We start from the raw sequence: 12,472 nt of genomic DNA, 5'->3' as shown, positions 1-12,472 counted from the left end.
GCCTCCTGGTGACCACAGATCGACCCACCGTCGCCCGCGTGGCGCGCCACGCCGGGGTCTCGGTCGCCTCGGTCTCCCGCGTCCTCAACGGCCTCCCCGCGAGTCCGGAGACCCGAGAGGCAGTCGAGCGTGCGGCCGCCGAGCTCGGCTACCGGCCCAACGCCTTCGCCCGCGGGCTCAAGGTCCGCCGTTCCCAGCAACTGGCCCTCGCGGTGGCCGACGTCGGCAACCCCGTGTACGTCGAGATGATGCGCGCGATCGAGGACGAGGCCCGGATCCGCGGCTACCGGCTCCTGGTCTCCTCGACCGGTGGCCGCATCGACGACACGCTCGCCCTGCTCGACAGCCTGGGGCACGGGTACGCCGACGGCCTGGTGCTCAGCCCGGTCCGGGTCGAGCCCGCGCTGCTCGACGCGCTGCGCGGGGCGACCTATCCGGTCGTGGTCATCGGCACCGTCCCGACCGACGTGCGGATCGACAACGTCCGCGCCAACTCCGCCGGCGGCGTACGGATGGCGCTGGAGCACCTGCACGACAACGGCTGCCGCCGGGTCGCGTTCGTCAACGGTCCCGCCGACACCGTGCCCGGCTCGGCCCGCCGGCGGGCCTTCGAGCGGAACGTCCGGGCCCTCGGCCTCGATCCCGACGAGTCGCTGCGCGTCGAGGCCGGCGACTTCACGCTGGCCGAGGGGCGCAAGGCCGCCGAGGCGCTGCTCGCCCGCACCGTCCCCGACGCCGTCCTCGGCGGAAACGACCTGCTCGCGATCGCCACCATGCAGGTGCTCTCCGAGCACGACCTGCGTATCCCCGAGGACGTCGCGGTCGTCGGGATGGACGACACCGAGCTCGCCGGGGTCACCACCCCCACGCTCACCAGCGTCGGGCTCGGTGCGCTCGAGCGTGGCCGTACGGCGGCCCGGCTGCTGCTCGACCGGCTCGAGGACCCCGAGCGCGAGGTGCAGCGGGTCACCGTCCAGCCGCGGATGACCGTGCGCCGGTCCTCGCTGCGTGGCGCGACCGCGGGGGAGGCGCGCTGATGTCCTCGACCCAGCTCGCCGCCCCGGTGTCCGTCGGCGACCCACCGCCGGAGCGCCGTCCCCGCAGCCGTCGACGTGTCAAGGGCGACGCCTGGCCGCTGCTCCTGCCGGCGCTGCTGCCGATCGTCATCTTCAACGTCTACCCGCTGCTCCAGGGCATCTACCTCGGCTTCACCGACTCGCGAGCGGGTCTCAACCAGGTCACTCACTTCACCGGTCTGGAGAACTACCGCGACCTGATGGACAACGAGCTGTTCTGGAGCTCGTTCCGGATCGGCATGATCTGGGCCCTCTCAGTCACCTCGCTCCAGTTCGTCGCCGCGATGGGACTCGCGCTGCTGCTCAACGAGAACCTTCGGCTGCGCTGGCTGGCCCGCACCCTGTCCCTCGTCCCGTGGGCGATGCCGCCGGTGGTGGTCGCGATCATGTGGCGGCTGATGTACGACCCCAACTCCGGACCCGTCAGCGGCGCCTCCCAGGCGCTCGGCTTCGGCCAGCTCAACCTGCTCGGGAACTTCGAGACCGCGCTGCCGGCGGTGATCGTCGTCGGGATCTGGGCCGGTATGCCGCAGACGACCATCACCCTGCTCGCCGGGCTCCAAGGCGTGGACGAGACGCTCTACGAGGCAGCCGCCGTCGACGGCGCCGGGGCCTGGCGCCGGTTCTGGAACGTCACGCTCCCGCAGCTGCGCCCGGTGGTCGTGGCGATCACCTCGCTGAACTTCATCTGGAACATCAACACCTTCGACCTCATCTACGTGCTCACCAACGGCGGGCCGGGAGGCCGCACGATGCTGCCGATGCTGTTCGCCTACAACGAGGGCTTCCGCTACGGCCACTTCGGCGTCGCGGCAGCGATGGGCAACGTCATGGTCGTCATCATCGTCGGCCTGCTGCTCTTCTACCTGCGGTCCCGGCTGAAGGGGACGGGGGCGGACCGATGAGCGCCGCTCGGATCTCCCCCGCCGGGCGCGCGGGACAGTACGCCGCCCTGATCGCCTACGTCGTGTTCCTCGGGTTCCCGCTGCTGTGGCTGCTGTCGACGGCGTTCAAGAACAGCCGCGAGATCGCGCTCGGCGGCAGCGGGTTGATCCCGTCCTCGCCGACGCTGTCGAACTTCGGCGACGCGATCGACCGGGCGAACCTCGTGCACGCCGGGCTCAACAGCCTGCAGGTGGCCGTGGCGACCACCGTGCTGACGGTGCTGTTGGCGCTGCCCGCGGCGTACGGGTTGGCACGCTTCAAGACGTTCCTGCGCCCGGTCACCCTCGGCTGGGTCCTGGTCAGCCAGGTCTTCCCGACGATCCTCGTGATCATCCCGCTGTTCCTCATCCTCAAGCAGTTCGAGCTCATCGACTCGCTGCCCGGACTGACGATCGTCTACGTCGTCTTCACGATGCCGTTCTGCCTGTGGATGCTGATGGGCTTCGTCGCCAACATTCCGCGCGACCTCGAGGAGGCAGCGGCGATCGACGGCGCCAACCGGCTGCGGATCCTGATCAGCATCGTGTTCCCGCTGCTGCGCCCGGGCGTGGTCGCGACGGCGCTGTTCGCGTTCATCTCGTCATGGAACGAGTTCCTCTTCGCCCTGGTGATGATCCAGACCCCCGAGAAGGTGACGCTGCCGCTCACGCTGTCGCGCTTCGTCGGCGCCGAGGGCCAGGTGCAGCTCGGTGCCCTGGCCGCCGGCTCGCTGCTCGCCACCATCCCCAGCCTCGTGTTCTTCGCGCTGATCCAGCGCCGCCTCACCTCGGGACTGCTCTCCGGAGCCGTCAAGGGCTGACCGCCCGCACCCCACCGCACCACTCACGAAAGGCAAGACCTATGAAGCTCCGCACGACCGTGGGCATCGCCACCGCCGCCGCCCTCACGCTGGCGTTCGCCGGGTGTGCGACGTCCTCGAGCTCCGACGACGACGACAGCAAGAGCGGCGACAGCGGCGAGAAGGTGACCCTGCGGTTCCAGAGCCTCGCCTTCCAGGAGCCGACCGTGGAGGCCACCAAGGAGATCGTCGACGCCTGGAACGCCGACCATCCCGACGTCCAGGTGAAGTACGTGCAGGGCAGCTGGGACTCCGTGCAGGACCAGCTGGTCACCCAGTTCCAGGGTGGCACCGCGCCGGACATCATCCAGTACGAGTCCGCCGCGATGAGCCAGTTCGCGCAGCAGGGCTACCTCGCCGACCTCGACGGCGCGTTCAGCGACGACGTCACGTCCGCGGTCTCCGACGAGGTCTGGCAGACCGTGACCGTCGACGGCACGCTGATCGCCGCCCCGACGCTGCTGCAGAGCTACGTGGTGTTCGCGAACAAGACCCTGCTCGAGAAGGCCGGGGTGGAGATCCCGACCGGGGACACCTGGGCGTGGGACGACTTCATGGCCGCGGCGAAGGCGACCACCGGCGACGGTGTGTACGGCGTCGGCTGGGGCCTGTCCTCCCCGACGGCCACGATGCTCAGCCTCGGCCTGAACTACGGGGCGGCGTACTTCCAGGGCACCGGCGCCGACGCCACCATGGAGGTCGGCGACGCCGAGCTCGCCGTCCCCGAACGGATCCACCAGATGACGTACGACGACAAGTCCCTCGACCCCGTCACCCTCACCCAGAGCGGGTCGGACGTGATGTCCGGCTTCCTCAAGGGCAAGTACGCGATGACCGTCCAGGGCAGCTACGCCGCCCAGACGCTCTCGGAGTCCGCCCCCAAGGGCTTCGACTGGGTGGCGATGCCGGTGCTCGCGGGCGACAGCGCCGCCCAGGCCGCCAACCCGCAGACGCTGTCGGTCGCAGCGGAGAGCGAGGACGTCGAGGGTGCCGCGGCGTTCATCGACTACTACATGCAGCCCGAGAACCTCGCCAAGGTCGCCGAGGGCGACTGGCTGATCCCGGCCTCCTCCACGGCCGCCGACCAGGTCGAGACCGACACCGGTGGCGAGAACGGCTGGCCGACGATCCTCGCGGGTGGCCAGTTCTTCGCGGCAGCGCCGTTCCAGTCGGTCACCAACTACCCGCAGTGGAAGGACCAGATCGCCACGCCGGCCTTCCAGCGCTACCTGGCCGACGACATCTCCGCTGACGAGCTGGCCTCCGAGCTGAGCGACGGCTGGGAGTCGGTCAACAAGTGAGCGACACCTCGTTGGACCCCCTGCTCGACCCTCTCTCGGACAAGGCTCTCGGGACGCTGGTCGGCTCCGCCGTGGGCGACGCCCTCGGCGGGGCGACCGAGGGGTGGACCTCGGAGCAGATCCGGGACCGGTACGACGGCTGGGTCACCGGCATCGTCGCGCCGTTCAACCCCGACTGGCGTGACGCGCGGCCGATCGCGCCGTACCACAAGGGCGACGGGCACATCACCGACGACACGTTGATGACCCATGCGCTCGTGGACGTGTACGCCGCGCGCCGCGACCACCTCGACGCCTATGCGGTCGCCGACGAGCTGGTGCCGCGGCTGATCGGTGAGAAGCGGTGGGTGCCGGAGCTGGAGGCCGAGGCACTGCTGCTGCAGCGGATCTTCCTCGCCGAGAAGTGGCTGGTCGCGCGCCTGCACTACGGGCATGTCGACCCCCGCGAGGCCGGCTCGGGCAACATCGTCAACTGCGGGGCCGCCATGTACATGGCCCCCGTGGGCGTGGTGAACGCCGGCGATCCGGCCGGCGCCTACGCGGAGGCCATCGAGGTCGCCGCACCGCACCAGTCGAGCTACGGCCGCGAGGCGGCGGGCGTGCTCGCCGCCGCCGTGGCCGCGGCCTTCGTGCCGGGCGCGACCGCGTCCTCGGTGGTCGAGGAGGCGTTGAGGCTCGCCCACGACGGCACCCGCGCCGCCGTGGCCGCGGTCGCCGACGCGGCCTCGGGCGTGAGCGACTGGCGAGCGGCGATCCCGCGGCTGCGGGAGGCGGTGACGCCGTTCGACACCGTCGGGCCGGCATACCGCGAGCCCGCGATGGACGCGCGTCGGCCCAGCCGGATCAAGTCCATCGAGGAGCTCCCGGTGGCGCTGGGCATGGTGCTCGTGGCCGGCGGTGACTACGAGCAGGCGGTGCTCGGCGGGGTCAACTACGGCCGGGACGCGGACTCGATCGCCAGCATGGCCGGCGCGATCTGCGGCGCACTCGGCGGCCACGCCTCGGTCCGCAGCGACTGGGCGACGCGGGTCGCCGAGGCGAGCCGGACCCCGCTCGAGCCCGCCGGACACACGGTCGCCGAGGTGGCGCGCGAGGTCTTCGCCAAGGACGCCGAGCGCGCGGCCCGACGCGCCGAGCGTCGCGCGCCGCTGCTGGGGGAGGTGGGCCGGTGAGCCGGCTGACCTGGGTCCAGGCACCCGACCTGCTCGCCCACGAGCTGGTCGCGAGCGCCGACGACGGCAAGGACGTCGCCGACGTGCGCCGCCGGTGGGAGGCGGCCGGCGGGCAGCCCGACGCTCCGGCCTCGGGTGTCGGGCAGGAGGGCGACGACGAGCTGGACCGGCTCGCGCTCGAGCTCCTCGACGAGCTCGCCGCGCTGCCCCGGGACCCGAGCCTGGCCGAGCGTGAGCCCGACGACCTCGCCGCCATCGAGGCGACCTGGCCGACCCCGCCGGGCCGCACGATGGTCGGGGACGACCTCGACGATCGGATCCTCGGCGCCTGGTCGGGGCGGGCCGCCGGCTGCCTGCTGGGCAAGCCGGTCGAGAAGATCCCGCGGCACGGGATCCGGGAGATCCTGCAGAGCCAGGGCCGCTGGCCGCTGCGCGACTGGTTCACCGCCGTCGGCCTGCCCGACGACGTCGCGGCCCGATGGCCCTGGAACCGGCGCAGCGCGCCGACCAGCCTCGCCGAGAACATCGACGGCATGCCCGAGGACGACGACCTCAACTTCGCGATGCTCGCCCTCGACCTGCACGAGCGCCACGGGTCGGGGTTCACGACCCAGGACGTCGCCGACAGCTGGCTGGCCAGCCTGCCGGCCGGCCGGGTGTTCACCGCCGAGCGGATCGCCTACCGCAACCTGCTCCTCGGGGAGTCACCGCCGCGGACCGCGACCCGCCACAACCCGTTCCGCGAGTGGATCGGCGCCCAGATCCGAGCCGACGTGCACGGCTGGGCGCACCCGGGCGATCCCGCGGCCGCCGCCCGCGCCGCGTGGGTGGACGCCCGCCTCAGCCACGTCCGCAACGGCGTCTATGGGGCGATGTTCGTCGCCGCCATGTGCGCCCAGGCCGTGGTCAGCGACGACGTCGACGAGGTCGTCGAGACGGGGCTGTGCGTGCTGCCTCCCCGGAGCAGGTACGTCGAGGCGATCCGCCTCGGCGTCGAGGTCGGCCGGTCCGGGCTGCCCACGGACGAGGCGCTCGACCGGCTCTACGCCGCCTACGGGCACCTGCACTGGGTGCACGTGCTGAACAACGCCGCGCTCGTGGCGTACGCGCTCACGGCCGGGGAGGGCGATCTCGAGGCCGGGATCTGCACGGTCGTCACCGGCGGCTGGGACACCGACTCGAACGGCGCGACCGTCGGCTCCGTGTGCGGCGCCCTCGCCGGGCGCCGCCGGATTGCGGAGCGCTGGGTCGCGCCGCTGCGCAACCGGGTAGCGAGCAGCCTGCCGGGGTTCGACGGCGTCGGGCTCGACGAGCTCGCCGACCGCACCCTCGCCCTCGTCCCCCGGGAGGTGCCCGCGTGAGCGAGCCCGCCGTCGTGGTGATCGGAAGCGCCAACCTCGACCTGGTCGCGTCCGTCCCGGCGATCCCCGCCCCGGGGGTGACGGTCCTGGCCGCCGGCCGCGAGGAGCGCGCCGGCGGCAAGGGCCTCAACCAGGCGGTCGCCGCCGCCCGGGCCGGCGCCCCGACCACGCTGGTCGGCGCGGTCGGCGACGACGACGCCGGACGGCGTCTGCTCACCGAGGCGCTGGACGCCGGCATCGACACCGGATGCGTGCGGACGCTGCCCGCCGCGACCGGGACCGCGTGGATCATGGTGCAGCCCGACGGGGAGAACGCGATCGTGGTCGACGGCGGCGCCAACGCCGCGGTCACGGCGCTCGAGGAGTGCGACCTCGACGCGATCTCCCGCGCCCGCGTCGTGGTCGCCCAGCTCGAGACGCCGCTGACCGCGGTCGCGGCGGCGGCCGCGGCGGCGGCGGCGGCCGGCGCGCGGTTCGTCCTCAACGCCGCTCCGGCTCGCGACCTGCCCGAGACCCTCCTGCGCGGCGTCGACGTGCTGGTCGTCAACGAGCACGAGGCCGCCGACCTCGTGAGCCAGCCTGCAGGCGAGCCCGATGTCGAGGCCGCCGCGACCGCGCTCCTCCGACTGGTCGGGTCCGTCGTCGTGACGCTCGGTGCGGCCGGCGCGCTCGTCGGCGATGCCGAGGGGCTGCGCCGCGTGCCCGGCGTACCGGCCGACGTCGTCGACACCACCGGTGCCGGCGACACGTTCACCGGCGTCCTCGCCGCCGCCCTGGCCGCGGGCTCCGGCCTCGACGCCGCGGTCCGCCGCGCGGTCGTGGCCGGCGCGATCGCCGTCGAGTCCTCCGGCGCGGTGCCCTCGATCCCGACCGCCGCGCAGGTGGACGCCCGGCTCGACCCCCACGCGCCGCGGCCGATCGACCTGCCGGCGACGGTGCCGCTCGACCCGGGCGCCGACCTCGCCGTGCTCGACGAGGCGAAGATCCTCGCGGCGCCCGACGACCCGGCCGACCGGCCGGCCTGGCGCGCGGCGTTGCACCGGTGGCGCGCCGATGCTCGGGAGCGCGCGGTGTACGACGCCGCGCTCTACGACGACCCGCAGTGCGTCTGGGCGGCGACCGCATGGAACGTCGCGATGGTCTGGCTCTGGGACGAGGCCGTGCGCGACTGGGAGGCGGAGCGCTTCGACGCCGACCGGCTGCTCGCGGCGTACGCCGGCTTCGGGTCCCTCGACGCCGTCGTCCTCTGGCACGCCTACCCGGTGATCGGCATCGACCCGCGCAACCAGTTCGACTGGTACGACGTGCCGGGGCTGGACGCGCTGGTCGCCGACCTGCACGAGCGCGGGGTCCGGGTCTTCCTCGACTACAACCCCTGGGACATCGGCACCCGCCGCACGGGGCGGTCCGACGCCGCCAACCTCGCCGGGCTGGTCACCTCGCTGGGGGTCGACGGCGTCTTCCTGGACACCCTCAAGGAGGGCGACCCCGAGCTGCTCGCGACCCTGGCGGGGCTGCGGCCGCGGCCAGTGCTCGAGGGGGAGTCCCGGGTCCCGCTCGCCCGGATCGCGGACCACCAGGCGTCGTGGGCGCAGTGGTTCGCCGACAGTCCGGTCCCCGGGGTGCTGCGCGCCCGCTGGTTCGAGCAGCGGCACATGATGCACCACACCCGCCGCTGGAACCGCGACCACGGCGACGAGCTGCGCTCGGCGTGGCTCAACGGCGCCGGTGTGCTGATCTGGGACGTCGTCTTCGGGGTCCGGGTGGACTGGAGTGCCCGCGACCGGGCGACACTGGCCGCGATGCGCGAGGTCTACCGGCGCTTCGGCGACCACATCCTCCGCGGCGACTGGGAGCCGCTGGCCGAGCTCCACCCGGCCGCCTCCGGCCTCGTCGGCTCCCGGTGGCGCCTCCAGGACGTCGACGTCTACACGGTGGTCAACCCGACCGACAGCGACCACACCGGACCGGTCGTCGCCGGCGCCCACCCGCTGCTGGGCGACGGCACCGTGCCCGCCGGCGGAGTGGCGGCCTTCGTCCGCGGCACCCCCGAGCCGCCGCAGCCCGTGCTCGTCGACGTCGGGGCCCCGGTCGAGCGGCCGGTGCCCGTGCGGGTGGCCGCACCGCGTGCGGTCGGCACGCCGGCTCCGGACGCGGTCGTCGTCGAGGCCGGCGAGCGCGACCTCGAGCTGCGCTGGCGCCAGCGCGAGACCGGGCTCTACGAGGACGCGCCGTACGTCGGCGACTGGAAGCCGCTGCCGCCGCGCCTGCACCGGGTGCGCACCGCGCATCGGACGGTCCGGCTCGGGCGGGTCGCCGTCGACGCGGCCGAGGTCAGCAACGCCGAGTTCGCCCGGTTCCTCGCCGACAGCGGCTACCGCCCGGCCGAGAGGCACCGCTTCCTCGCGCACTGGGCCGACGGCGCACCACGGCCCGGCGCCGAGGACGACCCGGTCAGCCACGTGGACCTCGACGACGCTCGGGCCTACGCCCGCTGGCGCGGCGCCCGCCTCCCCACCGAGGACGAGTGGCAGGCCGCGGCCGGGCTGCCCGGCTGGTCGAGGCGCGAGCCGCTGATGTGGCAGTGGACCGAGAGCGAGCACCGCGACGGCCGCACCCGCTGGTGCGTGCTCAAGGGCGGCTCGTGGTTCGCGGCCGAGGGCTCGGAGTGGTACGTCGACGGCGGGCCACAGGACCCCAGCTGGTCGGTGCGCTACCTGCTGACGCAGGCGGGCACCAGCCGCTCGGAGTGCATCGGGTTCCGGTGCGCGGTGGATCTCGAGGAGGAACGATGGCGATCATGAGCAGGCGACAGGCCCTCAGCGCGACCGGCGCGGGGCTGCTGGGCGCCGGCGCGACCGTCGGCGCCACCAGCGGCGCGGCCGGTGTGGCCACCCGCCCCCGGCCGGGGCGGATCGAGTCGGGCAGCGCGTGGTCACCTGCGTTGGGGGAGGAGATCCGCTACCGCGTCTACCTGCCCGCTGGCTACGCCCGGCGCCGCGCCCGCCACGCCTCGGCGTACCTCCTGCACGGGCGCGGCGACGACCTGGACGGCTGGTCGGAGGTCAAGGACACGCTCGACGCGATGATCCACAGGCGTCAGGTGCCGCCGGTGGTCGTCGTGATGCCCGACGCGCCGTGGTCGGAGGGCGGCAGCTGGTACGTCGACTCCGCGTTCACGGGCACCCCGCCCGGCCGCCCGGTCGAGACCGCGCTGACCCGTGACCTCGTCGGTCACGTCGACGCGACCTACCGCACCCGCGCCGATCGGGCGCACCGGGTCGTCGGGGGCTACTCGATGGGCGGGGCCGGTGCGCTGCGCCACCTCCTGGCCCACCCGGACCTGTTCTCCGGCGGCCTCGTGCTCAGTCCGGCCGTCTACGACCCGCTGCCGCCGGCCGACAGCTCGACACGGGAGTTCGGCGCGTTCGGCATCGGCCCTGACCGGTTCGTCGACGACGTCTACCGTCGGCTCGGCTACCAGTCGCTGCTGGCCTCCTTCGACCCGGCCCTGCCGGTCCGCCTGTTCCTCGCCGTCGGTGACGACGAGTGGCCCAACCCGCTTCCCGAGGACCAGCGGCACGACCTCGACCTCGAGACCGCCCTGGTCCACAACGCGGCCAAGCGGGTCGAGGGCGTCGCCTCCCAGCTGAGGGTGCTCGACGGCGGCCACGACTGGGACGTCTGGGTGCCGGCGTTCGTCGAGGGCCTGCCCTACGTGCTCGGCGCCACCGAGGCGGGTCTGCCGTGACCGGACCGCTCGCCGGCCTGCGGGTCGTGGACGCCGCGACGCTGTTCGCCGGGCCGCTGGCCGCGACGTACCTCGGCGACTTCGGCGCCGAGGTGGTCAAGGTCGAGCACCCCCGGCGGCCGGACGCCGCCCGTGGCCACGGCCAGGTCAAGGACGGCCAGGGCCTGTGGTGGAAGACGCTGGGCCGCAACAAGCGCACGCTCACCCTCGACCTCAAGCACCCCGACGGGACGGCCACGATGCGGCGGCTGGTGGCCGGCGCCGACGTGCTCATCGAGAACTTCCGGCCGGGCACCCTGGAGCGGTGGGGGCTCGGCCCGGACGTGCTGCTCGCCGACAACCCCGGGCTGGTGATGGCGCGGGTGACGGCGTTCGGGCAGGACGGGCCGTACGCCGGGCGACCCGGCTTCGGCTCGCTCGCCGAGGCGATGAGCGGCTTCGCGGCCGTGACCGGCGAGCCGGACGGGCCACCGACCCTGCCGCCGTTCGGCCTGGCCGACGGGATCGCGGCGCTGGCCACGGCGTACGCCGTGATGGCCGCGCTGCGGCACCGCGACGCGACGGGGGAGGGCCAGGTCGTGGACCTGGCGATCATCGAGCCGATCCTGATGATGCTGGGCGCGCCGCTGACGGCGTACGACCAGCTCGGCTACGTGCAGCCGCGCACCGGCAACCGCTCGGTCAACAACGCCCCGCGCAACGTCTACCGCACCCGCGATGGGGAGTGGGTCGCGGTGTCCACGAGCTCGCAGAGCATCGCCGAGCGGGTGGTGCGGATGGTGGGGCGGCCGGACCTGGCCGAGGAGCCGTGGTTCGCCGGCGGCGGCAGCCGGGCGGAGCACGCCGACGAGCTCGACGCGGCCGTCGGCGGCTGGATCGCCGAGCGGGACCGCGCCGAGGTGCTCGCCGCGTTCGAGGCGGCCGAGGCCGCGGTGAGCCCGGTGTACGACGTGCGCGGCGTGCTCGAGGACCCGCAGTACCGAGCCCGCGGCACGGCCCTCACCGTCGACGACCCCGACCTCGGGTCGCTGGTCATGCAGAACGTGCTGTTCCGGCTCTCCCAGACGCCGGGGGAGGTGCGTTGGTCCGGCCGCGGCCACGGCGCCGACACCGACGAGGTGCTCGCCGAGCTCGGCCTACCCGCCGACGAGATCGCGCGGCTGCGGGCGGAGGGGGCGGTGTGAGCGTCGTCGCGCTCTACGTCCCCGGGTCGCGGCCCGACCGGTTCGGCCGGGCCGTCGCGACCGGCGCGGAGGTGATCCTCGACCTGGAGGACTCCGTCGCCCCCGACGAGCGCGCCGAGGCCCGCGCCACGGTCGCCGACTGGGTGACGTCGCACGACGGTCCCGTGCAGGTGCGCGTGAACGCCCCCGGCACGGCGGCCTGCGTGGCCGACCTGGCGGCGCTGCCCGCCGGCGTCGCCCTGCGCGTCCCGAAGGTCGAGGACCCCGACCAGCTGGCGCCGTTCGCCGGGCACCCCCTGCACGTGCTGGTGGAGTCGGCGGCCGGCGTGGAGCGGGTGCTGGAGATCGCCCGAGCAGCGTCGGTGGTCTCGATCGCCCTCGGTGAGGCCGACCTGGCCGCCGAGCTCGGGCTGAGCACCGAGGCGGCGTTCGACTGGATCCGCTCGCGGATCGTGGTCGCGGCCGCCGCGGCCGGGCTGCCGGCGCCGATGATGTCGGCGTACCCCGACCTGCGTGACCTCGAGGGCCTCGAGGCGTCCTGCCATCACGGCCGGGAGCTCGGGATGCGCGGGCGCACCGCCGTGCACCCGGCCCAGGTCGAGGTGATCCGTCGCGTGTTCGCGCCCAGCGAGCGGGAGCTCGCGTGGGCGGCCGAGGTGCTCCGCGCCCTCGGCTCGGCCGCCGGCGTCGCGACGCTCGCGGACGGCTCGATGGTCGACGCGGCGATGGCGCGGCGGGCCCAGGCGATCCTCGGCGGGTGAGCGACGCCCGCACCGGGTGTGAGGGTTGACACATCGCCCCACCCTGAGGCACCGTCATGTAACCGGTCTCTGAAACCGGTTAC

General features: G+C 73.9%; 10 protein-coding genes. All 10 read left to right on the top strand.

Annotated features, from left to right (window positions below; genetic code table 11):
• Positions 1 to 8 precede the first annotated feature (8 nt).
• Genes QQZ14_RS18965 through QQZ14_RS18920 form a run of 10 tightly spaced genes read left to right on the top strand, consistent with a single transcriptional unit; the run spans position 9 to position 12,389 of the window.
• Entirely contained in the window at positions 9 to 1,037 is a 1,029-nt protein-coding gene (locus tag QQZ14_RS18965; protein WP_284535964.1) for a LacI family DNA-binding transcriptional regulator, read from the top strand.
• Positions 1,037 to 1,981 (top strand): carbohydrate ABC transporter permease, encoded by a 945-nt coding sequence (locus QQZ14_RS18960; RefSeq protein ID WP_284535963.1) that lies wholly within the window; start codon positions 1,037 to 1,039, stop codon positions 1,979 to 1,981. The genes QQZ14_RS18965 and QQZ14_RS18960 overlap by 1 nt, the downstream gene beginning before the upstream one ends.
• Entirely contained in the window at positions 1,978 to 2,820 is an 843-nt protein-coding gene (locus QQZ14_RS18955; RefSeq protein ID WP_284535962.1) for a carbohydrate ABC transporter permease, read from the top strand. Before QQZ14_RS18960 ends, QQZ14_RS18955 begins: the two co-directional genes overlap by 4 nt.
• Before the next feature lie 41 nt (positions 2,821 to 2,861).
• On the top strand, positions 2,862 to 4,160 hold the full coding sequence (locus QQZ14_RS18950) for an ABC transporter substrate-binding protein (RefSeq protein WP_284535961.1): 1,299 nt from the start codon (positions 2,862 to 2,864) through the stop codon (positions 4,158 to 4,160).
• Positions 4,157 to 5,332: an ADP-ribosylglycohydrolase family protein gene (locus tag QQZ14_RS18945; RefSeq protein ID WP_284535960.1), complete on the top strand. Its 1,176-nt coding sequence runs from the start codon at positions 4,157 to 4,159 to the stop codon at positions 5,330 to 5,332. The genes QQZ14_RS18950 and QQZ14_RS18945 overlap by 4 nt, the downstream gene beginning before the upstream one ends.
• Positions 5,329 to 6,693 carry an ADP-ribosylglycohydrolase family protein gene (locus QQZ14_RS18940; protein ID WP_284535959.1) on the top strand — a complete coding sequence of 455 codons (1,365 nt, stop codon included), beginning with the start codon at positions 5,329 to 5,331 and terminating at the stop codon, positions 6,691 to 6,693. Before QQZ14_RS18945 ends, QQZ14_RS18940 begins: the two co-directional genes overlap by 4 nt.
• Entirely contained in the window at positions 6,690 to 9,497 is a 2,808-nt protein-coding gene (locus tag QQZ14_RS18935; RefSeq protein WP_284535958.1) for a PfkB family carbohydrate kinase, read from the top strand. Before QQZ14_RS18940 ends, QQZ14_RS18935 begins: the two co-directional genes overlap by 4 nt.
• Positions 9,494 to 10,444 carry an alpha/beta hydrolase gene (locus QQZ14_RS18930; RefSeq protein ID WP_284535957.1) on the top strand — a complete coding sequence of 317 codons (951 nt, stop codon included), beginning with the start codon at positions 9,494 to 9,496 and terminating at the stop codon, positions 10,442 to 10,444. Before QQZ14_RS18935 ends, QQZ14_RS18930 begins: the two co-directional genes overlap by 4 nt.
• Positions 10,441 to 11,628: a CaiB/BaiF CoA transferase family protein gene (locus QQZ14_RS18925; RefSeq protein ID WP_284535956.1), complete on the top strand. Its 1,188-nt coding sequence runs from the start codon at positions 10,441 to 10,443 to the stop codon at positions 11,626 to 11,628. Before QQZ14_RS18930 ends, QQZ14_RS18925 begins: the two co-directional genes overlap by 4 nt.
• The gene (locus QQZ14_RS18920; RefSeq protein ID WP_284535955.1) at positions 11,625 to 12,389 is read left to right on the top strand and encodes an HpcH/HpaI aldolase/citrate lyase family protein; all 765 of its coding nucleotides are present in this window, start codon (positions 11,625 to 11,627) and stop codon (positions 12,387 to 12,389) included. Before QQZ14_RS18925 ends, QQZ14_RS18920 begins: the two co-directional genes overlap by 4 nt.
• The last annotated feature ends 83 nt before the right edge of the window (positions 12,390 to 12,472 follow it).

It is taken from the genome of Nocardioides sp. T2.26MG-1 (assembly GCF_950101795.1).
Classification (GTDB): Bacteria; Actinomycetota; Actinomycetes; order Propionibacteriales; family Nocardioidaceae; genus Nocardioides.
Note: the sequence above shows the minus strand (reverse complement) of the source record. Positions and strands in the feature narration are given on the sequence as shown.

What these genes read in the sequence shown, in the direction of transcription:
- QQZ14_RS18960 (WP_284535963.1), top strand. Translation starts at nt 1,037, where the DNA reads ATGTCCTCGACCCAGCTCGCCGCCCCGGTGTCCGTCGGCGACCCACCG.
- QQZ14_RS18955 (WP_284535962.1), top strand. Translation starts at nt 1,978, where the DNA reads ATGAGCGCCGCTCGGATCTCCCCCGCCGGGCGCGCGGGACAGTACGCC.
- QQZ14_RS18950 (WP_284535961.1), top strand. Translation starts at nt 2,862, where the DNA reads ATGAAGCTCCGCACGACCGTGGGCATCGCCACCGCCGCCGCCCTCACG.
- QQZ14_RS18930 (WP_284535957.1), top strand. Translation starts at nt 9,494, where the DNA reads ATGAGCAGGCGACAGGCCCTCAGCGCGACCGGCGCGGGGCTGCTGGGC.